Raw genomic sequence first — 19999 nt, 5'->3', positions numbered from 1 at the left:
CTCGGCATGCCACATTGGCCGGTCACGCGATCAGAAGCGCCGTTTACGCAAGTTCTTCCATACTGGCAAGGGGGTTTTGACCAGAATCTGCGCTTTTCGCAGGGTGGTCAGGCACCGGGGCAGCGTTGGCCGCCCCGGTAGAGTGATTTAGTGCTCGAATTTGCGGATTTCGCCGCTTTTCAGGCGGGCTGCATAGCTGGCCAGCTCTTCGCGCACCACTTTCATCAGGAAGTAGAGCGCAAAGACGTTCACAACCGCCATTGCAAAGATCGCCGCATCCGAGAAGTCGATGACCGGACCAAGGTTGGCCGCCGCACCGATGACAACGAAGATGCAGAAGATGACCTTGAACACCAGCTCTTTGGTGTGTCCTTCGCCGAACAGATAAGTCCAGGCCTTGAGGCCATAATAGGACCAACTGATCATGGTCGAGAAGGCAAACAGAACCACCGCGATCGCCAGAACATAGGGGAACCAGCTGAACGCACTGCCAAACGCCGCAGACGTCAGGCTGACACCCGAATTACCGTCAACGGTGGCAATAGCCGAACCATCTTCGGTCAGCATGTAAAGGCCGGTTTCCGGGTCGATGATCAGCTGCTGAGTGATGATGATCACCAATGCAGTCATTGTACAGATCACGACCGTATCAATGAACGGCTCAAGCAGCGACACGAAGCCCTCGGTGATGGGCTCTTTGGTCCGCACCGCCGAGTGGGCAATTGCAGCTGAACCAACGCCCGCCTCGTTCGAGAACGCCGCACGGCGGAAGCCCTGGATCAGCGCCCCAACCATACCGCCTGCGATGCCGAGGCCAGTGAAGGCACCCGCAAAGATCTGGCCGAAGGCCCAGCCGATCTGGTCTGCGTGCATGATGATGATCACTAGTGCTGCCGCCACGTACATAACACCCATGAACGGCACGACCTTTTCGGTGACGCGCGCGATGGATTTCAGGCCGCCCACGATCACTGCAAACACGATGCCGGCAAAGACCAGGCCTGTAATCCAGCCCGGATAATCCCCGACAATGCCTGCAATCTGTTGGTGCGCCTGATTGGCCTGGAACATGTTGCCCCCGCCCAGCGCGCCAAGAATACAGAAGATCGAAAACAGAACAGCCAGGATCTTACCGCCCGGCAAGCCCAGCTCACTGAACCCTTTGGACATGTAATACATCGGGCCACCGGAAACGGTGCCGTCGTCGTATTCGTTGCGGTATTTCACGCCCAGCGTACACTCAGTGAATTTCGACGCCATGCCCAGCAGGCCCGCGACGATCATCCAGAACGTGGCACCCGGCCCGCCGATCCCGACGGCCACCGCCACACCAGCGATGTTGCCCAAACCGACCGTTCCTGAAAGCGCCGTGGCCAACGCCTGAAAGTGGCTGACCTCACCCGCATCGTTGGGATCGGAATAGTCGCCTTTCACAAGGCTGATCGCGTGACTAAAGAACCGCAGCTGCACAAAGGCAAAATACAGCGTGAACACTGTGGCCGCGACGACCAGCCAACCCACGATCCAAGGGAAGCTAGTGCCCGGAAACGGGGCAAAGATAAAGCTAACGAACGGCCCGGTGAAATCAGCAAAGGCTTGGTTGATCTTGTCGTCCAGACCCGGCGCCTCTTGGGCTAAAGCGGGGCTGGCGAACAGGGCAGCCGCTGTGGCAAAGCCCAGTTTTTTAAGCATATTCATTCTCGTCCCTCCGCTCAGTTCACAACGGTGACCGGTACATCGGCATGCATGACCAGATTTTGGGTCGAGCTGCCAAAGAGCCGTTTCTTAAACCCATCGGCCGAGGCGCGTCCGACGACGATCTGGGTACCACCGTTTTCGACTGTGATCGCGTTCAGCGTTTCAGCAACGTCACCATGGCGTACAATGCCATGGGCCGTAAAACCGGCCGCGTTCAAAGCTTCCACCGCAGGGGTGACGATCCGTGTCGAGGCCAATTCGACCTCTTCCTCGCGCCGCTTATGGCGCAGGGCATTTTCTTCAGGTGTCTGAAAAGTAAATGGGGACCATTCGATCACATAAACCACAAGCAACTCGCATGAACCGATGCGCCCTGCCAAATCCTTGGCAAAAGCGATCGCGCGCTCCCCGGTCTCTGTCCCGTCCAGTCCAATGACAATTTTTGTTGTCATGTCGGTTCTCCAATTTTTTTTCGTTGGGTCGAGGCCCGTGCCCTCGACAAGACAGCCAAACTTGGAACACATTGACGCAGCTGTCTTCAGATAAGTATCAGGAATAATCACTAGGAATTGGGGATTATTTTAGTCTATATTCAGTGAAAAATGTCGTCTTACGCTAAGATTTCAGGGATTTTTACTGATCGATAGAGAATTGGACAAAATAGACCAACGCATCCTGCAAGAGCTGGAAATCAACGGAAGGTTGTCAATCGTCGATCTTGCGGCACGTGTCAACCTGACCAATACTCCCTGTTCCGAGCGGGTCAAGCGCTTGGAAAAAAACGGGTACATCAAAGGCTATTGTGCCATCGTCGATAAAGAGCGAATGGGGCTAGCCTTGGTCACGGTTGTGCAGGTTTCACTGGCCGCGACGGCTGAGCAATCTCTTGGCAGGTTCAATGACGCTGTCCGCAATATTCCAGAAATTGAAAGCTGCTTAATGGTGGCAGGATCGTTTGATTATCTCCTGACGGTGCGCACCCGGGATATCACGCACTTCCGCGATATCCTCGGTGAGAAAATTAATAAGCTGCCTGGAATTCACCAGACAAGCTCATTTACTGTAATGGAGATCGTAAAAAGCCCTGTCGCTTGACAAGTGACCTGTCTGCCATGAGGCAGCATGCACGTTGACGCAAGTTCATCAGCCCGGATCTGTGTTGTAAATCAAACGTTCGTCACAGGGCGCAATACGCAGGATATTAGTGGTTCCGGGTACGTTGAACGGCACCCCAGCGGTGACCACAATCTGATCGGTCTCGGTCGCAAACCCACTGGCGCGGGCAGTGCGGGCGGCATTGACAACAGCACCCTTAAAGCGCTCAAGCTCGGGCGTCATCACACAATGGCAGCCCCAGCTCAGGCACAGGCGCCGTGCGGTTCCGGTGGCGGGCGTCATGGCGATGATCGGCACACCGGGACGTTCCCGCGCGGTCAACAGCGCCGTTGTGCCGCTTTGGGTAAAGCAACAAATGGCCTTGATGTCTGTCTTTTCAGCAATCTCACGCGCAGCTGCCACGATCCCGTCAGCAATTGTGGTGCCCTTTGCGGTGCGCGAGGCGGCGATGATCTGGGTGTAGGTCGGATCGGCCTCGACCTCGATAGCGACCTTGTTCATGGTTTGCACGGCCTCTATCGGATACGACCCCGCCGCTGATTCAGCACTGAGCATGATGGCATCAGTGCCTTCATAAATCGCTGTCGCAACGTCCGAAACCTCGGCTCGCGTTGGCATCGGGCTTTCGATCATACTCTCCAACATCTGAGTGGCCACGATCACCGGCTTAGCCGCCGCGCGGCATCGTCTTACCAGCCGTTTCTGGATCGGAGGTACGGCTGAAACCGGCAATTCAACCCCCAGGTCACCACGCGCCACCATGATCCCGTCCGAGGCATCGAGTATTTCGTCAAATGCCTCAACTGCCGCCGGTTTTTCGATCTTGGACAGGATCGAGGCGCGACCATCAGCCAGTGCGCGGGCCTCAAAGACGTCCTTGGCGCGCTGAACAAAGCTCAACCCCAGCCAGTCAACGCCCAATTTACAGACAAACTCCAGATCATCGCGATCTTTTTCAGACAGCGCGGCCAACGGAAGAACCACATCGGGGACGTTCACACCTTTCCGGTTCGATATCGTGCCTCCGACCTCCACCGTGCAATTGGCGAATTCCTTGCCACAATCCTGAACGATCAGGCGGATTTTGCCGTCATTGACCAATAGCCGCGCGCCCGGTTCAAGTGCGGCGAAGATCTCGGGATGCGGCAGACAAACGCGGCCTCTGTCCCCCGGTGTGGCGTCAAGGTCCAGACGGAAGGCTGCGCCCTCTTCCAGTTCTTCGGCGTCATTGGCGAACTCACCCACGCGCAGTTTGGGTCCTTGCAGGTCAGCCAGAATCGCAATCGGGCTTTCCAGATCCTTTTCCACCTGTCGGATGATCCGGTGACGTTCGCGAATCTCATCATGGCTGCCGTGGCTCATGTTCAGACGAAACACATCTGCCCCGGTCTCGTGCAGCGCACGGATGGTGTCATAATCATTAGACGCCGGTCCCAGCGTCGCCACGATTTTTACATTCCTCAGGCGTCGCATTGGTATTTCTCTCCTCACGTCTTCTGTCTGAATCGCACAAATGTTACCGCAAACATTGCATCAGGCTGCTTATTGCGCAATTCCCTTTCCGAAGCAACTGCCCTACACCTGCGGCAAACTAGATGACAGGCTTATGACGTATTCCCCGTTTTTTATCCACGGCGCTGATCGCCCCTCGCGCTGGCTGATCACATGTGACCACGCAACCAACACGGTGCCCCCCGAAATCAACGGCGGAGACCTCGGCCTGCCGCGCGAGGATATGGAGCGTCACATCGCCTATGACGTGGGCGCGTATGAGGTGTCAAAGCATTTGGGGGAAATCCTGAACGCGCCAGTTATTGCCGCCAATTTCTCGCGTCTGGTGATTGATCCCAACCGGGGTGAGGATGACCCGACCCTGCTGATGAAGCTGTATGACGGTTCGATCATCCCCGGCAACCGCCACGCAGACGCGTCTGAGCGTGAACGGCGTCTGAACATGTGCTACCGCCCCTATCACGAGGCGCTGGAACGTATGGCGGGCCTGCCGCATGCGGTGATCGTGTCAATGCATTCCTTCACCCGCCAACTGCGTGGCCGCGACCCACGCCCATGGCATATCGGAGTGCTGCACACTCCGGATGAACGGTTCTCGCGCCCGTTGATCGACCGTCTTGAGGCCGAAGCAGACCTGTGTGTTGGCGTCAACGAGCCCTATACTGGCGTGCTGCCCGGGGACGCAATTGATCGGCACTGCACAACGCATGGCCGCCCTAACGCCTTGATCGAGCTGCGTAATGATCTGATCGCGGACAATGCCGGACAGCGTGAATGGGCGGAGCGCTTGGCCATAATCCTGCAGGACGCTTTGAGCGAAAGCGGTCTTTGACGTCAGGTCAAATAAGGTCGATTCCGGGTCTCACGTTATTGTGAGGGTATCCCGAGCCCCCATATATTAAGGGAAAGGAGACGACCATGACTCAGGAATTCCTGACGACCGTCTTCGGCTGGATGACGGTCCTTAACCTCGCCCTTCTGGTGTTCACTACTCTGATGATTGTTGTTTCACAGGACTGGGCTGCCAAGATACACGGCCGGATGTTCCAGATGGAGCCTAGCGATGCGAAAAGGGCCTATTTCCGGTATCTGGCCAACTACAAGATACTGACCATCGTATTCTGCCTAATGCCGTGGCTGGCCCTGAAGCTGGCTTAAAACCGAAATCGATCGCCGGGAAGGGCCTGCTGGCCCTTCCTGTTTATTGTAACGACGCCTTCGGATTGTTAGGTCAGGCAAACGACACGCATTGGGAGCCCGACAATGGACAAGCAAACCGAAATCGAACTTCAGGCCGCCGCGTTCCGCCGGTTGCAAAAGCACCTGATGGAAGACCGCACGGACGTTCAGAACATCGACATGATGAATCTGGCCGGGTTCTGCCGCAACTGCCTGTCGCGCTGGTATCAGGAAGCGGCCAATGAAAAGGGCATCAAGATGGGCAAGGACGAAGCCCGTCAGATTTTCTACGGCATGACCATGGATGAGTGGAAGGCGAACTATCAGACCGACGCCAGCCCTGAAAAACAGGCCGCCTTCAAGGTCGCGTTTGAAGAGAATGTTGGGAAAAAAGACTAATCCCCTAAAACGAAAAAGGCCCGCCAATCCGGCGGGCCTTTGCTTTAGATCGCTGCCTTGCGGCTTTCGTCCAGGTAAATCTCACGCAGCCGTTTGGCGATCGGGCCCGGCGTGCCATCCCCCAGCGTTACACCGTCAATTTCAACTACCGGCATGACGAACGCACTTGCCGAGGTGGTAAAGGCTTCGTCCGCCTCTTTCGCTTCGTCGATGGTGAACAGACGTTCTTCGACTTCCATCTGCGCCTCAGCCGCCATGCGCAGCACGGCTTTACGCGTGATGCCGTGCAGAATGTCGGTCGACAGCGGGCGGGTGACGATCTTGCCGTCTTTCACGTAGTAGGCATTGTTGCTGGTACCCTCGGTGACATAGCCGTCTTCGATCAGCCATGCATCGTCGCAGCCCGCTTTCTTGGCCATCATCTTACCCATCGACGGGTACAGCAGCTGAACAGTCTTGATATCGCGGCGACCCCAGCGGATATCCTCGATCGAGATGATCTTGGCGCCCTTTTTCGCCGCTGGGCTGTCGGCCAGACCCGGCTTGTTCTGCGTGAACAGAACCAGACTGGGCTTGGTGTCCGCCGACGGGAACACGAAATCCCGGTCGCCATCCGATCCACGGCTGACCTGCAGGTACACAAGCCCTTCTTCGATGCCGTTCAGCTCAACCAGCTTGCGGTGAATCTCGAGCAGCTCATCCTTGGTGCAAGGTTCGGCCATCTCCAACTCGTCCAGAGACCGCTTGAGGCGCACGGCATGGCCTTCAAAATCGATCAGCTTTCCATCCAGAACGCTGGTGACTTCGTAAACGGCATCCGAGAACAGGAAACCACGGTCAAAAATGGAAACCTTGGCTTCGGTTTCAGGCAGGTATTCGCCATTCACGTAAACGGTGCGGGTCATGTCATATCCTTTTCGTCTCAGGGCTTCGCCCGTTCCTTACTGAAAATGATCCACCGGATCATTTTCCGGGCGTTCGTCACCCCCAGAGCGCCGCCAAAGGCGGATGCACTCCGGCATCATCAAAATTCAGCGGGTTGTCGCGGTCTTCGGCCAACAGAAGCGGGCCGTCAAGGTCTGTTACCATCGCACCCTGCGCCAGCAGTGTCGCGGGCGCCATAGCCAGCGAACTGCCGACCATGCATCCGACCATAACTTTGTAACCCTCGGCCAGCGCCTGTTCACGCAGGGCCAGCGCCTCGGTCAAACCGCCGGTCTTGTCGAGCTTGATGTTGACCACGTCATACTTGCCCTTCATCGCGGGCAGGCTACTGCGGTCATGGCACGATTCATCGGCACACACCGGCACCGGGCGATCCATCCCGATCAGGGCGTCATCTTCCCCGGCTTGCAGAGGCTGTTCGACCAGCGCAACTCCCAGCCGCACCAGATGCGGTGCCAGATCGGCATAGACTTCGGCCGACCAGCCCTCATTGGCGTCGACGATGATCTTGGCGTCAGGGGCACCTGCGCGCACGGCTTCCAGACGAGGCATGTCGTCTGGCGTGCCCAACTTGATCTTCAACAGCGGACGATACGCGTTCTCAGCCGCCTGTGCCTGCATCTTTTCCGGCGTGTCCAGCGACAAGGTGTAGGCGGTGATCTCTGGGCCGGGCGCGGGCAGTCCGGCCAGTTCCCATGCACGTTTTCCGGCGCGCTTCGCCTCAAGATCCCACAGCGCACAGTCTACCGCATTGCGGGCGGCACCAGCGGGCAACAGATCCATCAACTGCGCTCGATCAAACGTCCGGGGCAAACCGGCAATTTCGGCCTCGACCGACTCCAGCGTCTCATTATACCGAGCGTAGGGCACACATTCGCCCCACCCCTGATGCGCGCCGTCCGATACACGTACAGTCAGCACATTCGCTTCGGTCCTAGACCCGCGCGAGATTGTAAAGACCTGAGCCAACCGGAATACATCACGAGAGACGTCAATCTGCACGCGCCCACTCCTTTATTCATTCAAGATTTCCCCGCCAGAGAGTCTTCTGGCGGGGTCTATTGATCACAACGCAGCCAGCGCGTCGACCAGTTTGCCCGGACCAAAGCGGAACGGATCAGTGGCGGGCAGCCCCATATCGGCCTCGACCGTCGCCAGATAGGCGATGGCGTCCTCTTCGCTCATGTGCTGTGTGTTGACCGAGACACCCACGACCTGACAATCAGGGTTTGCAACCTTGGCAAGTGCCAGCGCGGTGTCGCGCAGGTTTTCAAGCGTCGGCAAAGTATAGGTCGGCAGACCGCGCATATGCTCACGGGTGGGTTCGTGGCTCAGGATCAGTGCGTCCGGCTGGCCGCCGTGGATTAGCGCCATGGTCACACCGGAGTAGGACACGTGGAACAGCGATCCCTGCCCTTCGATCAAGTCCCAGTGGTCGTCGTCATTGTCGGGTGTCAGCCATTCGACCGATCCGGCCATGAAGTCAGCGATCACGGCGTCCAGCGGCACACCGTCACCGGTGATCAGAATACCGGTCTGGCCGGTGGCACGGAAGGTGGATTTCATGCCACGCTTGCGCATTTCGGCATCCATCGCCATCGCCGTGTACATCTTGCCTACCGAGCAATCCGTGCCAACTGCCAGACACCGCTTGCCCTTGCGTTTGATGCCGTTTGCGATCGGGTACTCGACCTCGGGAACGCGCACATCATGCAGCTTGCGGCCCGTGGCCTCGGCAACGGCAACCAGATCGGGCTCGTCGCGCAGCAGGTTGTGCAGGCCAGACGCCAGATCAAAGCCTTCCTCCAGCGCCATCACCAGAACCTTTTTCCATTCCTGGCTGATCACGCCGCCACGGTTGGCCACACCGATGACCAGAGTCTTAGCGCCCGCCTCTTTTGCTTCTGTCAGGGTCATGTCCGTCAGGCCCAGATCGGCCTTGCAGCCGTCCATCCGATATTGGCCCACAGCGTTTTCCGGGCGCCAGTCTTTGATGCCAACTGCCACTTTGGCCGCCAATTGGTCGGGCGCATCGCCCAAAAACAGCAGGTACGGTGTCTCGATCATTGCGGTTCACTCCTTTGATTCCGGCGCAGCCTATGGGACGCGCCTGACGAGTGCTTTGCGTTTTCGCCTGACATAATTGCCATTGGTGGGAAATTTTCGCGCGAGTTCTTCATATACTGAAATATTCTTTCAAGTTTTCACAGTGATTAAACTTTAATCACCAGTTTGATCGCTTTCCGCGGCAAATGCTGCGAACGCAATGCCGCACTTGCATAAAGACGCTTGCGCATAAGCACGCAATTTAATACCTCAATGAGCAGAAAAATTGTAATTTCATTTCTCGCACGAGGTCCAGATGAGCTTTCGCCTTCAACCCGCCGCCCCCGCCCGCCCCAACCGTTGCCAGCTGTTCGGGCCTGGATCGAACACCAAGCTGTTTCCGAAAATGGCCGCGTCAGCGGCAGACGTGATCAACCTTGATCTTGAGGACTCGGTGGCGCCGTCGGACAAGGACGCGGCCCGCGCCAATGTGATCGAGGCGCTGAACACCGTGGATTGGGGCAACAAGTACATGTCCGTGCGCATTAACGGACTGGACACATCCTATTGGTATCGCGACGTAGTGGATCTGCTGGAACAGGCTGGTGACCGTCTGGACCAGATCATGATCCCCAAGGTCGGCTGCGCCGAAGATGTCTATGCCGTGGACGCGCTGGTTACCGCCATCGAACGCGCCAAGGGCCGCACCAAGCCGGTATCCTTCGAAGTGATCATCGAATCTGCCGCAGGCATTGCCCATGTCGAGGAAATCGCGGCCTCGTCACCACGAATGCAGGCGATGAGTCTGGGTGCGGCGGATTTCGCGGCCTCGATGGGCATGCAGACCACCGGCATCGGCGGAACGCAGGAAAACTATTACATGCTGCGCGAAGGCGAAAAGCACTGGTCCGACCCTTGGCATTGGGCACAAGCGGCCATCGTCGCCGCATGCCGAACCCATGGCGTGCTGCCGGTGGACGGGCCGTTTGGTGACTTCTCGGATGATGAGGGATACATCGCACAGGCCAAACGCTCAGCCACGCTGGGTATGGTCGGCAAATGGGCGATCCATCCCAAGCAGATCGCACTGGCCAATCAGGTCTTTACCCCCTCGGACGAGGCTGTTTCGGAAGCGCGCGAAATCCTGGCGGCAATGGAACTGGCCAAGGCCAATGGCGAAGGCGCGACCGTCTACAAAGGGCGTCTAGTCGATATCGCCTCGATTAAACAGGCCGAGGTGATCGTGGCGCAGGCGGAACTGATTGCCGCTAGCTAATGCAGGAAATAACTCGGGGCGCAAAAACTGCGCCCCGTGTCAAACTTATTTATAGCCAAAAACGTTATTTGGAACCCACGAGAGTTTCTCGCCATCCTTGCCCCATTTCATCATCAGGCAGGACGTGCCGTACTTTTGGAAATAAGTCATACTCAGATCATACCAACCAGCACTTGGAACCTCGACATCGACCAATTGGTTTGAGCCGCACGGATGGTTGTCGCCTGCCGATCCGACCTTCTGCCCTCCGATCCTGGCATCCAGCCCGTCATTCGACCAAGTCTCGATCTGGTAAATACCCGGAGCGTCGAATTTGATGTACCCGCGGATATCTGCGGCGACATTGTAATGTTCGGGGTGGGTCATCACCGGATCGCCTTTATTCGTATCCCGGTAATCCAGCCCGCGCAGTGGCCGCCCCGGCGCAGCGCTGGCCTGCAAAAGCTGCTTTGCCTCGGTTACGGAGTTTATCTTGCGCGGTGGCCTTCCTAGCCAGGCATAGTCAACAGCAAGCCCCGCTTTCAGCCCCGAAGGCTGCGGACTTGCAGGTTTCAGCTTTAGCGGCTCGCAATAGGCTGCCCCGGCGGCAACTGCCATCGAAACGGCAATAGTCGCTGCTTTGATAAGTTTCATGATAGTCTCCCTGTGACGGCATTGGTGGGGTTGGTCCCCATTTTGGTTTTCCCATTGCTGTGACACTAGGATGTGAGGATTTTCCCCGCAAGACAGTTAAAATTCACAATTTCCCTGTCAGGCGCGCAAATCCTTGGGTGAATCCATCACCACGTAGGAGGTGATCGACGTCACATGCGGCAGGGTTCCCAGCACCTCTGTGTGAAAGGTTTTGTACTCGGCAAGATCAGCGCATTCCACACGCAGCAAGTATTCGATGGTGCCGGTGATATTGTGGCATTCGATCACTTCGGGCGCATGCTGCACGGCCCGTTCGAAACCTTCCTGCGCGGCTTTGGTATGCTCTCCCAATCCAACGCCGATGTACCCCACGAACCCTACGCCCAGTTCTTTCGGGCTTAATACCGCGCGGTAGCCGGTGATCACGCCAGCGCGCTCAAGTTCTTGCACGCGACGCAAGCAGGCCGAGGGCGACAGGCCAACGCGGTCCGCCAGTTCCAGGTTGCTGATACGGCCGTCACCTGTCAGCGCGCGCAATATTTGTTGATTTATGTGATCAATCTTCGCCATTAATTGTGTAATTACCCCAAACACGCACAAAAACGCAATTTCATTTGCTGTTTTGTCAGTGATTATCCCCGCCATGACCTATGACGTCCTTCTGGCCCTGATCGCCTTTGCTTTTGTCTCGTCCATCACGCCTGGGCCGAACAACCTGATGCTGATGGCCTCGGGGGCCAATTTCGGGTTTCGCCGAACCATCCCGCATATGTTGGGGATCGGGTTGGGGTTTACTGTCATGGTCCTGCTGGTCGGTGCCGGTTTGGTGCAGGTATTTGACCGATACCCGGTCAGCTACACGGTGCTGAAACTCGTCTCGGTCGTCTATCTACTGTATCTGGCGTGGAAGATCGCGCACTCGGCCCCGGCCAATGGCAAGATGGCCGAGGGTGATCCAATGACCTTTCTGCAAGCTGCCGCCTTTCAATGGGTCAATCCAAAGGCCTGGGCCATGGCCCTGACGGCTACTACGGCCTACACGCCAGATCACACGATGCAAGCCATCATCATCGTGGCGCTGATATTCGGAGCGGTGAACCTGCCGTCGGTCAGCACCTGGACGGTGCTGGGGCAGCAGATGGCGCGGATTCTGACGAACCCGCGCCGGTTGGTGGTGTTCAACTGGACCATGGCGGTGCTGCTGGTCGCTTCGCTCTACCCGGTCCTGTGGCCAAACTGACCTATTTCAGCGGTAGGCAAATTTCGGTCAGCAGCTCTTCGGGTGCGGTGTTGCGCGGATCGTTCAGGTAGATCTCGTAGCACGGCTGATCCGCGGGTTCCTCGCCTGACTCGGGCAGCCAGTTTCCGAACAGCGTGTGATACGCCGCGTGCAAACCGGAGTATGGGCCCTTGTAGGTCAGAATAGCTGTTTTGCCGCCTGGAATCTGCACGTCTTCCATACCCTCCGGCGTGTCATCACCTTTGAATTCGGCGCCTGCATAGCTGCGCAGTTGGTCTTGTGACACATCATCGGGGCTGTCCAGATAGACTCCGATGACTGGACCAAGTTGAGACCACAGGTTGCGGGATTCACACAAGGCACCAAATGCCTCAAACTTATTGCCGATCTCTGCGTAATCCCCTTTATGAGCCAAGGCGATTACGCGGCGGGCGGGTTCTGTACGGGTTGTAACGGGATGCATTGGATATTCTCCGATTCTCAATTTGCGATTAAGCACCAGCCAACGCCCGGATTTTCTAAAGGTCGCCGGGCTGGCGTTGTAGGCCTGCGAAAAGGCCCGCACAAAGGAATTCAGATTAGGATAACCCACCGCCGACGCGATCTCTGCCACGGACCGGTCGGTTTGCACCAGCCAACACGCGGCACGGTGCAACCGGATCCGGCGGACAGCTTGCGCGCAGGTTTCGCCGGTAATCGCGCGAAACACACGATGCCAGTGAAACCGGGACATCGCAGCCACATCAGACAAGGCATCCAACGACAGATCCCCGGCGGGGTGATCGTGGATGTAAGTCAAGACGCGCAGAATGCGATCTTCGTAGCTGTTTGCCATCGGCAACCTTCCTTCTCTTTGCTTATCCGTGGTCGCATATTCCGCATCCACAAATCTTGCTGAGTTGCATCCCGCGCAACCTCAGGTCATATAGCAAAGAACTTCCGCGTTGAGAGGCGTCATGACCCAGTATCTGGATTTCGAAAAACCGCTGGCCGAGATTGAAGGCAAGGCCGAGGAATTGCGTGCGCTGGCCCGTGCCAACGAAGAGATGGACGTGGCCGAAGAAGCCGCTGCGCTGGACGCCAAGGCCGCAAAGCTTCTGGAAGAGCTTTATGGCGATCTGACCCCCTGGCGAAAATGCCAGGTGGCGCGCCACCCAGACCGCCCCCATTGCAAGGATTATGTCGAGGCGCTGTTTACCGAATTCACGCCGCTGGCGGGCGACCGAAACTTTGCCGACGATCTGGCAGTCATTGGTGGTCTGGCACGGTTCAACGATCAGCCTGTTATGGTGATTGGTCATGAAAAGGGTTCGGACACCAAATCGCGGATCGAACGGAATTTCGGCATGGCCCGCCCCGAAGGGTATCGCAAGGCCGTGCGCCTGATGGAAATGGCCGGTCGCTTTGGCCTGCCCGTTATCACTCTGATCGACACGGCAGGCGCCTATCCCGGCAAGGGGGCCGAGGAACGCGGTCAGTCCGAGGCCATTGCCCGGTCGACCGAGATGTGCCTGAAGATCGGCGTGCCGCTGGTGTCGGTGATCATCGGCGAAGGCGGGTCCGGCGGGGCTGTGGCCTTTGCGACGGCGAACCGCGTCGCGATGCTGGAACATTCGGTCTATTCGGTGATCTCGCCGGAAGGCTGCGCCTCGATCCTGTGGAAAGACGCCGAAAAGATGCGGGAGGCCGCCGAGGCGCTGCGCCTGACCGCGCAGGACCTGCACAAACTGGGCGTCTGCGATCTTATCATTCAGGAACCCAAAGGCGGTGCCCATCGCGACCGTCCTGCCACCGTCGAATCCGTTAGGGATGCTATCACACTGATGCTGAAAGAGTTGGACGGCAAAGATGCGGCGGCCCTGATTCAGGACCGCCGTCAGAAATTCCTTGATATCGGATCGAAAGGGCTGGCGGCGTAAACCGTCAGCCCCCCAAGCTGCGCAGCAACGCAACCGAGGGTTCCCCGGTGACCGGCATGCCACTGGCGCGTTGATAGGCGCTGATGGCGGATTTGGTGTTGTTGCCGATCACCCCGTCCGCGCCCTGAGTATCATAGCCGGCCGATGTCAGTCGGCGCTGGAGCTCCTTGCGATCTTCCAGCGTCAAACCCGTTGCGTCTGGCCCGAATGAGGCCTGAAACGGCGCACCGCCTGCAATCCGGTCAGACAAATGTCCGACGCCAATCGCGTAGCTGTCCGAATTGTTATAGCGCTTGATGACCTGAAAATTGCGGAATACCGCGATACGTGGCCCCGGCTTTTGCGGCTGCAGAACTGCAACGGGCGAACCAGACACCGTCCCGGCCTCACCACCCCAGGGCTGTCCACGCACCCAACCCGCGCGTGCCAGATAGGCTGCGGTCGAAGCCAGCGAATCCGTCGGGTCCTCGGACCAGATATCGCGCCGCCCATCGCCGGTGAAATCCACCGCATAGGCCAGATAGGATGTGGGAATGAACTGCGTGTGCCCCATTGCCCCGGCCCAGCTGCCGGTCATGTTGGCCGGGCTTGTGTCGCCCTCTTGAATGATCTTCAAAGCCGCGATCAGTTGCTTCTCAAAAAACGCGCCGCGCCGCCCGTCATAGGCCAGCGTTGACACAGCAGACACCACAGGCACATCCCCGCGCCGCGCGCCATAGCGGCTTTCCAAGCCCCAGACGGCAACGATCACTTCTTTATCGACGCCGTATTTGGCCTCAATCTGCGACAAGGTTCCGGCGTGGCGCACCAGCATCTGTTTGCCAGTCGCGATCCGCTCATCCGAGGCTGCAATGGCCAGATAATCCTCGAGCGAGCGCTTGAATTCGACCTGATTGCGGTCCCGCTCGATCACATCGGGCAGGTACCCCGCCCCCTGAAAAGCCAGGTTTAGGGTTGTCTGCGATATCCCCTGCGACGCCGCGCGGCCCTTGAAACCGGCAACCCACGCATCCCACCCGGCGTTGGGCACAGGCCGCATCCGTGACGCCGGGGTGCTGGTGGGGGTGCCTGTGGAACAGGCCGACAACAGGGCTGACCCGAGCCCCAAAGAAAATATCCGTCGATTGATCATAACTGAAAACTGCTCTTGTTGTGATTTGGTCCAGACTAGCCCAGACCCAATCCCCAAACCAGAACGACGATGCCAATCAGATGCAAATTCTGGGCTTCGGCAACAAGCCGCTCAGCTGACCAGCAACCTCAGGCCCTGGGTCACGTCCGAGCGGACAGCCAAGCGCAATCCAGGCTCGTCACCGGCCTGCAAAGCGGCGATGATCAGTTTGTGGTTATGCGGCGGGTCGGTCCGCCGCAGTCGGCCGTACAGCGCACGCATGGTGGGACCAAGTTGCAGCCAGACTGTTTCTGCAATCGCGAGCATTGCCGGAGCCTGCGCCCGCAGATACAGAGTGCGGTGAAATTCTAGGTTTGAGCGAATATAGCCAACGGCATCACGTTTGGTGACCATCTCGGCCACGTTCATGTTGATGCTTTGCAGCCGGTCAATCAGCGCCATATGTGCACGCGGCAGGGCGCGGCTGGCCAACTCGACTTCAAGTAGCGCGCGCAGGGCGGCCAGTTCCTCGATCCGGTCATTGGTCAGCTCAGGCGTCGAAACCCGGCCCGACGTGGACAAAAACAGCGCCCCCTCCGCCGCCAGGCGTCGCACGGCCTCGCGCGCGGGAGTCATCGAGACGCCAAACTCCTTACCGATCCCGCGCAGGGTCAGTGCCTGCCCCGGCGCCATTTCACCGTGCATAATGCGTGCGCGAAGAACACGATAGACCCGATCATGGGTGGCAGTATGGGATTCAGTGGGGCGTGCGGACAACATACCCCCATGTGATCACAAATGAACCCGGGGTCAACTCGCCTTGGTATCAAATCTGTATTGATGCAGTTGCGCCCCGTTGTCGCGCAGCCAACGCCGTTGATCGCGGTAATCGCCGAAAATCCGCTCGACCTGCGCCCAAAAATCGGCCGAATGGTTCATCTCTACCAGATGCGCCACCTCATGCGCGGCGACATAATGCAGGATCTCAGGCGGCGCTAGGATCAACCGCCAGGAAAACATCAGACCGCCAGCGGAACTGCACGACCCCCAACGCGACCGTGTATCGCGCATGGTCAGGCTGGAATAGGACCGTCCCAGCATCGCCGCGTAATCATCGCAGGCGCCGGTCAGGCGATCACGCGCCAATTCCTTGAGAAATCGCGCCAGACGCCGTGCCTCGGCACCCTCGGGTACTGCAACCTCATCGCCCTGTAACAGAACGTGCCGCCCGCTGGCAGGCACGATTCGCCGTTCTGTGCCTTCGATCGGGATGGTTTGCCCGAACTGAACCACCGCAGGGTCAGGACGGTCCAGCAGGTGCTGACGTATCCACTCTTCTTTGGTGCGCGCAAAACTCAAGGCTTCGGCTTCTGGCACGCCTTGTGGATAGGTCAGCGTAACCCGGCCATCCAATTGGGAAATCCGCAAACTGATCCGCCGCGCTCGCGCCGATTTACGCAACGTCAGTGGCACCGGTGGCGTCCCGGGCAGTGCGTGATCTCCCATATACCTGTTTCTCCTGCGCAAAGGCTTTGACAGTGCCCGCTGCATGTGGCACGTGACCTGAATCGTTGATACGACTCACCTGATATCAAGGGGATTTCACATGCCCAAGGAAGAATGGGGCGTAAAGCGCGTTTGCCCGACAACCGGTAAGCGGTTTTATGACCTGAACAAGGACCCGATCGTCAGCCCCTATACCGGCGAGATCGTGGAGCTTGAGACCGGCAAAAGCCGGATGATCGCCGCAGATGCGGAGGATGCGGCCTCGGCCAAAGCGCGTGAGAACGCGTCGGATGAAGATATCGTTCTGGATGATGACGACAATGTCGACGTCGAACTGGACGACGATCTGCTGGACGATGATGACGACGACAACGATAACGTCTCGTTGGACGATATCACCGACATGTCGTCGGAAGACGAAAACTAAAACCGGTCAGAGGCGGCCCCGCGTCGCCTCATGCCCACCCCGGACGCGGGTCGGAAACTTTTTGGCAAATTCCATTTTTGGTCTTGCGCTCGCCGTCGCCGTCTCATAAACGTCCGTCCACTGCTTCGGCAGTACCTTGATGGGGCCTTAGCTCAGTTGGGAGAGCGCTTGCATGGCATGCAAGAGGTCAGGGGTTCGACTCCCCTAGGCTCCACCATATAACCCAATTGATCCGCCACGCATAGTTCTTCCTTTTTGGCAGCAGGATTTTCCTTTGGGGCCGAAGCGGAACTCAGAGCCCGAAGCCGCAATCGATCAAGCCGCGCGCATATGCAAGCGCGGCACGCCGCCAACCGCGCAAACCGGACATTCCCACGCGCTTCTCAGATGGCAGGGCAGCGGGACTAAGCCGCCTCTGACACGATCGTCAATTCAAGCCGCAAAACCTCGTCTCATGATCGGAGCTTTTTTGTTTTTACTAACTTTCTGAACGGTGTTGTGAATTTTGGCGTAAAATCACAAGCCGTTTTGCGGAATATCTTTATATCGGCTGTGTTCCTGCGCGGGCGTAAAGTCCCGAACAGACAAATAGACTGGTCTGTCCCATGACCAGACTATCCCCGCGTTGCCAATCATCCCAGATTAGGGTGACGCGGGGAACTTTAAATCCAAGCGGCGGTCCTTGCCGTATTGAGCTTAACCCAATCCAATAGTGATTTGTGAGGGGGTAACGAGTTACGGCCTCGCCATTGTGCGGGGCCTTTTTTGTTGAAGGTAAAAAAGGCCAGCTTCACAATGCGGATCCACTCACACACTTGCATTGCGAAGCTGGCAAACAACTCTCCTACAGGGGGATGGTTAGTAGGAGGTGGCAGCACAATTATGGGACTGTGCAAGGCGAAATAACTACAAAATGACAGGATGCGCTAGGCGTTCATCGGTATAGGTTGGGTATCCGAAAGTATAGTTACACTCGACCAAGCTTAATCTGCGGTGCCAGCTTCGAAACACCCTCTCCGCACGGTGCAAAAAAGCTATACACCAGAACTTTCGGAAGGAGATGCCCGCCGGAGACGGCGGCATAGATAGGATATCTGACGTATTTTATGAAAACTGGAAGCGCCCAAAGCAGCTGGATACCCATTTTTTTACGGGTTTTCCGAGAGTTTACTACTGATGGCTTGGCCTAACTCACAATTCTGGCTCTTTTGGTAGGCGCCAAACTTGACACAAAAGGAAGGTCTGTATTGGGCTCGAACCCGTTGTTCGCTAAATCGCGACGAGTGTATGTTTGCAGACTTTGCGGCCGAAGATGTTTTAACACAAGATATGTTTGGCCTGAAAAGTTAACGAATTAAACTGTTCCTCCAAGCCGATGTTTTTCCTATCGTTGGTGAGAAACAGCGTATCGGGAGGTCTTAATGAACAAGCTTGTCTCAGCAGTGGGCGCGGTTTGCTTTGCTTTCACTGGAGCTTGGGCCGACGAGCATACCCCGCCCAACATTCTTGTCATCATGGCAGATGACGTGGGTTGGGCGAGCGTCGGCGTTTACCACGGAGGTGTCAAAAGCATCGAGACGCCGAACTTGGATCGCCTCTCGTCTGAGGGCGCTCGTCTCACAGATTATTATGCCGAGCCAAGTTGTACTGCCGGTCGATCAGCTTTCATGACCGGACAGTTACCTATTCGGACTGGCATGCACACGGTAGGGTTGCCGGGGGATCCGATAGGGTTAAACCCAGATGATCCGACGCTTCCGATGTTCTTGAAAAAGTTGGGATACACGACGGGGCAGTTTGGTAAGAACCACTTGGGCGATCTCAACGAGTTCCTACCGACTACAAAAGGTTTCGACGAGTATTGGGGCTGGCTCTATCACTTGAATGCCATGGAATATACGTCTGATCCGGATTGGCCAGACGACCCAGAATTCAACGCGCAATTCGCGCCGCGCAACATCATTCATTCTTTTGCTACAGACGAGGAGGACGAAACAGTCGATCCGCGTTTTGGAAAAGTCGGCAAGCAGCGCATCATTGATGACGGACCTGCGCCGCCGGAACGCCAAAAGACTTTGGATGACGAAGTGACATCTTACACGAAGGACTTCATTTCTCGTGCAGTTGAGTCGGACACTCCGTTTTTTGTCTGGATGGCTCCAGCCCGTGCACACGTCTGGACCCACCTCAGCCCCGAATACGAAGCTATGTTGGGCAATGGGCGCGGACTTCAGGATGTTGTCATGAAGGAGTTGGATAACAACGTTGGTAACGTTCTCAGCCACCTTGAAGATCTGGGAGTCGCCGATAATACCATAGTGATGTTCACTGCCGACAATGGCCCGGAAACACTGACGTGGCCTGATGGTGGTACGACACCGTTTCATGGGGAAAAGGGTACTACCTGGGAAGGTGGCTTTAGAGTTCCTGCGATTATTCGCTGGCCGGGCAAAATTCCTGAAGGTCAAGTCTTGAACGGCATCTTCAGCGGAATGGACTGGATGCCAACATTTGTAGCTGCGGCTGGAGGTCCGACAGATCTAAGAGAAAAGCTCCTAGAGGGATATGAAGGCTATAAAGTGCATCTCGATGGCTACAACCAACTATCTTACCTGACAGGTGAGGATGAAGAGAGCAATCGCCGCGAGCTGATTTACTATCAGGGTACGGACCTCCAAGCAGTACGCTACAACGATTGGAAAGCGCACTTTGTCGTTCAAAACCACGGCTGGTCAGGCCCGAAGGAAGAGTTGGTCGCCCCGTTACTCTTCAACCTTCGCCGCGATCCTTACGAGAAAGCAGCGGAGGAAAGCGGAATGTACGTCCGCTGGATGGGTGAGAAAATGTGGGCATTCGGCCCAGCCGCCCGACTAGTGCAGGCACATCTCGCTACCTTTGAGGAGTTCCCTCCGCGCGGGAAGCCGGTCGCCAATCAAGACCATGTTGAAGAACAGACATCAACCGAAGGCGGCATCTCTCAGTAGAGGAAGCG

21 protein-coding genes and 1 tRNA gene are annotated in these 19999 nt (G+C 57.1%); 10 read left to right on the top strand and 12 right to left on the bottom strand.

From position 1 onward, the window contains the following. Positions 1–147: 147 nt before the first annotated feature. Positions 148–1698 (bottom strand): alanine/glycine:cation symporter family protein, encoded by a 1551-nt coding sequence (locus ACR0JB_RS13685; protein WP_170350296.1) that lies wholly within the window; start codon positions 1696–1698, stop codon positions 148–150. Positions 1699–1712: 14 nt separating this feature from the next. Beyond that, positions 1713–2150: a universal stress protein gene (locus ACR0JB_RS13680; protein WP_170359925.1), complete on the bottom strand. Its 438-nt coding sequence runs from the start codon at positions 2148–2150 to the stop codon at positions 1713–1715. 199 nt (positions 2151–2349) lie between these two features. Between ACR0JB_RS13680 and ACR0JB_RS13675 the strand changes: the two genes are divergently transcribed. Continuing rightward, the gene (locus tag ACR0JB_RS13675; protein ID WP_174818870.1) at positions 2350–2793 is read left to right on the top strand and encodes an Lrp/AsnC family transcriptional regulator; all 444 of its coding nucleotides are present in this window, start codon (positions 2350–2352) and stop codon (positions 2791–2793) included. A gap of 48 nt (positions 2794–2841) precedes the next feature. Here ACR0JB_RS13675 and pyk read toward each other — a convergent pair whose 3' ends face one another. After that, positions 2842–4287: a pyruvate kinase gene (gene pyk / locus ACR0JB_RS13670; RefSeq protein ID WP_480789996.1), complete on the bottom strand. Its 1446-nt coding sequence runs from the start codon at positions 4285–4287 to the stop codon at positions 2842–2844. Positions 4288–4420: 133 nt separating this feature from the next. Here pyk and ACR0JB_RS13665 point away from each other — a divergent pair, with 133 nt between their 5' ends. The 3 genes from ACR0JB_RS13665 (at position 4421) to ACR0JB_RS13655 (ending at position 5904) form a co-directional block, all read left to right on the top strand. Further along, positions 4421–5158 (top strand): N-formylglutamate amidohydrolase, encoded by a 738-nt coding sequence (locus ACR0JB_RS13665; protein WP_425081518.1) that lies wholly within the window; start codon positions 4421–4423, stop codon positions 5156–5158. Positions 5159–5244: 86 nt separating this feature from the next. Further along, on the top strand, positions 5245–5484 hold the full coding sequence (locus tag ACR0JB_RS13660) for a DUF6868 family protein (RefSeq protein WP_170398542.1): 240 nt from the start codon (positions 5245–5247) through the stop codon (positions 5482–5484). A gap of 105 nt (positions 5485–5589) precedes the next feature. After that, positions 5590–5904, top strand: coding sequence for a DUF1244 domain-containing protein (locus ACR0JB_RS13655; protein WP_170398539.1), 315 nt, complete (start codon positions 5590–5592; stop codon positions 5902–5904). A gap of 44 nt (positions 5905–5948) precedes the next feature. On the opposite strand, the gene ACR0JB_RS13650 is transcribed toward ACR0JB_RS13655, so the two are convergent. The 3 genes from ACR0JB_RS13650 to dgcN all read right to left on the bottom strand — a co-directional run bounded on the left by ACR0JB_RS13650 (position 5949) and on the right by dgcN (position 8916). Further along, positions 5949–6809 (bottom strand): D-amino-acid transaminase, encoded by an 861-nt coding sequence (locus tag ACR0JB_RS13650; protein WP_170507337.1) that lies wholly within the window; start codon positions 6807–6809, stop codon positions 5949–5951. Between the two features lie 76 nt (positions 6810–6885). Continuing rightward, entirely contained in the window at positions 6886–7851 is a 966-nt protein-coding gene (gene dgcA, locus ACR0JB_RS13645; RefSeq protein WP_170507335.1) for an N-acetyl-D-Glu racemase DgcA, read from the bottom strand. 63 nt (positions 7852–7914) lie between these two features. Continuing rightward, complete coding sequence (gene dgcN / locus ACR0JB_RS13640; RefSeq protein WP_170507334.1) at positions 7915–8916, bottom strand: N-acetyltransferase DgcN; 1002 nt, start codon at positions 8914–8916, stop codon at positions 7915–7917. 295 nt (positions 8917–9211) lie between these two features. Between dgcN and ACR0JB_RS13635 the strand changes: the two genes are divergently transcribed. Then, positions 9212–10171 carry an L-malyl-CoA/beta-methylmalyl-CoA lyase gene (locus ACR0JB_RS13635; RefSeq protein WP_170507332.1) on the top strand — a complete coding sequence of 320 codons (960 nt, stop codon included), beginning with the start codon at positions 9212–9214 and terminating at the stop codon, positions 10169–10171. 45 nt (positions 10172–10216) lie between these two features. Here ACR0JB_RS13635 and ACR0JB_RS13630 read toward each other — a convergent pair whose 3' ends face one another. Then, positions 10217–10804: a hypothetical protein gene (locus ACR0JB_RS13630; RefSeq protein ID WP_170398524.1), complete on the bottom strand. Its 588-nt coding sequence runs from the start codon at positions 10802–10804 to the stop codon at positions 10217–10219. 117 nt (positions 10805–10921) lie between these two features. Beyond that, positions 10922–11374: an Lrp/AsnC family transcriptional regulator gene (locus ACR0JB_RS13625; RefSeq protein ID WP_170350285.1), complete on the bottom strand. Its 453-nt coding sequence runs from the start codon at positions 11372–11374 to the stop codon at positions 10922–10924. A 73-nt stretch (positions 11375–11447) separates the two neighbouring features. On the opposite strand from ACR0JB_RS13625, the gene ACR0JB_RS13620 reads away from it, so the two are divergent. After that, a complete protein-coding gene (locus ACR0JB_RS13620; RefSeq protein WP_170398521.1) occupies positions 11448–12044 on the top strand; it encodes a LysE family translocator in 597 nt (198 codons plus the stop codon). A gap of 1 nt (position 12045) precedes the next feature. Here the strand turns inward: ACR0JB_RS13620 and ACR0JB_RS13615 are convergent, their stop codons facing one another. Further along, positions 12046–12879: an AraC family transcriptional regulator gene (locus tag ACR0JB_RS13615; RefSeq protein ID WP_170398518.1), complete on the bottom strand. Its 834-nt coding sequence runs from the start codon at positions 12877–12879 to the stop codon at positions 12046–12048. A gap of 121 nt (positions 12880–13000) precedes the next feature. Here ACR0JB_RS13615 and ACR0JB_RS13610 point away from each other — a divergent pair, with 121 nt between their 5' ends. Further along, entirely contained in the window at positions 13001–13963 is a 963-nt protein-coding gene (locus ACR0JB_RS13610) for an acetyl-CoA carboxylase carboxyltransferase subunit alpha (protein WP_170350282.1), read from the top strand. 4 nt (positions 13964–13967) lie between these two features. On the opposite strand, the gene ACR0JB_RS13605 is transcribed toward ACR0JB_RS13610, so the two are convergent. From ACR0JB_RS13605 to ACR0JB_RS13595, 3 genes are all read right to left on the bottom strand, one after another. Next, the gene (locus ACR0JB_RS13605) at positions 13968–15095 is read right to left on the bottom strand and encodes a lytic murein transglycosylase (RefSeq protein WP_170398516.1); all 1128 of its coding nucleotides are present in this window, start codon (positions 15093–15095) and stop codon (positions 13968–13970) included. 111 nt (positions 15096–15206) lie between these two features. Further along, the gene (locus ACR0JB_RS13600) at positions 15207–15854 is read right to left on the bottom strand and encodes a GntR family transcriptional regulator (RefSeq protein ID WP_170350280.1); all 648 of its coding nucleotides are present in this window, start codon (positions 15852–15854) and stop codon (positions 15207–15209) included. Positions 15855–15884: 30 nt separating this feature from the next. Continuing rightward, complete coding sequence (locus ACR0JB_RS13595) at positions 15885–16580, bottom strand: M48 family metallopeptidase (protein WP_254437457.1); 696 nt, start codon at positions 16578–16580, stop codon at positions 15885–15887. Between the two features lie 100 nt (positions 16581–16680). On the opposite strand from ACR0JB_RS13595, the gene ACR0JB_RS13590 reads away from it, so the two are divergent. From ACR0JB_RS13590 to ACR0JB_RS13580, 3 genes are all read left to right on the top strand, one after another. Further along, on the top strand, positions 16681–17007 hold the full coding sequence (locus tag ACR0JB_RS13590) for a TIGR02300 family protein (RefSeq protein ID WP_170350278.1): 327 nt from the start codon (positions 16681–16683) through the stop codon (positions 17005–17007). Positions 17008–17148: 141 nt separating this feature from the next. Beyond that, positions 17149–17224: transfer RNA gene (locus ACR0JB_RS13585), tRNA-Ala, on the top strand. A 1204-nt stretch (positions 17225–18428) separates the two neighbouring features. Further along, positions 18429–19991, top strand: a complete 1563-nt coding sequence (locus tag ACR0JB_RS13580) for an arylsulfatase (RefSeq protein WP_170379773.1) — start codon at positions 18429–18431, stop codon at positions 19989–19991. Positions 19992–19999: the final 8 nt, after the last annotated feature.

The organism is Ruegeria sp. BI7 (genome assembly GCF_056537925.1).
This window is presented reverse-complemented; position numbering and strand designations above follow the sequence as displayed.

Bases quoted from the DNA above. Each gene is read 5' to 3' on its own strand.
- ACR0JB_RS13605 (WP_170398516.1), bottom strand. From the start codon at position 15,095: ATGATCAATCGACGGATATTTTCTTTGGGGCTCGGGTCAGCCCTGTTG.
- ACR0JB_RS13650 (WP_170507337.1), bottom strand. From the start codon at position 6,809: ATGACCCGCACCGTTTACGTGAATGGCGAATACCTGCCTGAAACCGAA.
- ACR0JB_RS13630 (WP_170398524.1), bottom strand. From the start codon at position 10,804: ATGAAACTTATCAAAGCAGCGACTATTGCCGTTTCGATGGCAGTTGCC.
- ACR0JB_RS13610 (WP_170350282.1), top strand. From the start codon at position 13,001: ATGACCCAGTATCTGGATTTCGAAAAACCGCTGGCCGAGATTGAAGGC.
- ACR0JB_RS13680 (WP_170359925.1), bottom strand. From the start codon at position 2,150: ATGACAACAAAAATTGTCATTGGACTGGACGGGACAGAGACCGGGGAG.
- ACR0JB_RS13665 (WP_425081518.1), top strand. From the start codon at position 4,421: ATGACGTATTCCCCGTTTTTTATCCACGGCGCTGATCGCCCCTCGCGC.
- ACR0JB_RS13655 (WP_170398539.1), top strand. From the start codon at position 5,590: ATGGACAAGCAAACCGAAATCGAACTTCAGGCCGCCGCGTTCCGCCGG.
- ACR0JB_RS13625 (WP_170350285.1), bottom strand. From the start codon at position 11,374: ATGGCGAAGATTGATCACATAAATCAACAAATATTGCGCGCGCTGACA.
- ACR0JB_RS13600 (WP_170350280.1), bottom strand. From the start codon at position 15,854: ATGTTGTCCGCACGCCCCACTGAATCCCATACTGCCACCCATGATCGG.
- ACR0JB_RS13620 (WP_170398521.1), top strand. From the start codon at position 11,448: ATGACCTATGACGTCCTTCTGGCCCTGATCGCCTTTGCTTTTGTCTCG.
- ACR0JB_RS13580 (WP_170379773.1), top strand. From the start codon at position 18,429: ATGAACAAGCTTGTCTCAGCAGTGGGCGCGGTTTGCTTTGCTTTCACT.
- ACR0JB_RS13660 (WP_170398542.1), top strand. From the start codon at position 5,245: ATGACTCAGGAATTCCTGACGACCGTCTTCGGCTGGATGACGGTCCTT.
- dgcN (WP_170507334.1), bottom strand. From the start codon at position 8,916: ATGATCGAGACACCGTACCTGCTGTTTTTGGGCGATGCGCCCGACCAA.
- ACR0JB_RS13595 (WP_254437457.1), bottom strand. From the start codon at position 16,580: ATGGGAGATCACGCACTGCCCGGGACGCCACCGGTGCCACTGACGTTG.
- pyk (WP_480789996.1), bottom strand. From the start codon at position 4,287: ATGCGACGCCTGAGGAATGTAAAAATCGTGGCGACGCTGGGACCGGCG.
- ACR0JB_RS13590 (WP_170350278.1), top strand. From the start codon at position 16,681: ATGCCCAAGGAAGAATGGGGCGTAAAGCGCGTTTGCCCGACAACCGGT.
- ACR0JB_RS13685 (WP_170350296.1), bottom strand. From the start codon at position 1,698: ATGAATATGCTTAAAAAACTGGGCTTTGCCACAGCGGCTGCCCTGTTC.
- ACR0JB_RS13615 (WP_170398518.1), bottom strand. From the start codon at position 12,879: ATGGCAAACAGCTACGAAGATCGCATTCTGCGCGTCTTGACTTACATC.
- ACR0JB_RS13635 (WP_170507332.1), top strand. From the start codon at position 9,212: ATGAGCTTTCGCCTTCAACCCGCCGCCCCCGCCCGCCCCAACCGTTGC.